Origin of the sequence: Stenotrophomonas pictorum JCM 9942 (assembly GCF_001310775.1) — a bacterium.
GTDB lineage: Bacteria > Pseudomonadota > Gammaproteobacteria > Xanthomonadales > Xanthomonadaceae > Stenotrophomonas > Stenotrophomonas pictorum.
Genome location: NZ_BAZI01000710.1, coordinates 1 through 798, shown reverse-complemented (window position 1 = coordinate 798; position 798 = coordinate 1). Strand labels below are relative to the sequence as shown.

Genomic DNA, 798 nt, shown 5'->3' with positions numbered 1-798 from the left:
AGCCGGCCGTCCTCGCCGCGCTCCACCCGCAACCGCACGCGGGTGCCGTAGTCGATACGCAGCGCCCACAGCAGCGACAACGGCATGCCGCAGATGCGCGAGATCGCCAGCCGCAACACGCCGGCATGACTGACCACCAGCACCGGCCGGCCATCGCCGTCGTCCTCGTCCATCAACCGCTGCAACTGCAGTTCCACGCGCGCCTGGAACTGCTGCCACGACTCGCCATTGGGTGGCATCACCTCGTGCGGCTCTTCATACAGGCCGGCCAGTTGCTCGGCCGGCAGCTCATCGAAATGGCGACCGTCCCAGTCGCCGAAGTCGAGCTCGGCCCAGTCCGGATGGATCTCGCAGAACTGGTCGGTGCCGGCCAGCAGCGCGTGCGCGGTATCCAGCGCGCGGCGGCGCGGCGAGGCGATCACCCGGCTCCAGTCCAGACCGGCGTGGCAGCGATGCAACGCCTCCATCGCGCCGTCGACCAGCGGCGGGTCGGTGCGGCCGTCCAGATAGCCCTGGCGCCCGGTGGACGCGTGCCGCATCAGATCCAGGATCATCGGCGGCCGTCACGATCGGCCACGGCCGCTTCTTCAAACGTGGCCATCTGGTTGTGCAGCGCGCAGGCCATGCGCACCAGCGGCAAGGCCAGCGCCGCGCCGGAGCCTTCGCCCAGACGCAGATCCAATTGCAGCAGCGGCTGCGCCTGCAGCAGCTCGAGCAGGCGGACATGCCCGCGCTCGGCCGACTGGTGCGAGAACAGCAGCCACGGCCGTACCCCGGGATTGATGCGCACCGCGGCCA

Annotated in this window: 2 protein-coding genes; both read right to left on the bottom strand. The window is 70.2% G+C overall.

The genetic code is table 11. The features are described 5' to 3' along the window. On the bottom strand, positions 1-539 hold a 539-nt coding region (locus tag JCM9942_RS17215; RefSeq protein WP_256202428.1), incomplete at its 3' end, for a histidine phosphatase family protein. Between the two features lie 11 nt (positions 540-550). After that, the coding region (locus tag JCM9942_RS17210; protein WP_172675202.1) for a nicotinate-nucleotide--dimethylbenzimidazole phosphoribosyltransferase at positions 551-798 on the bottom strand (248 nt) is incomplete at its 5' end.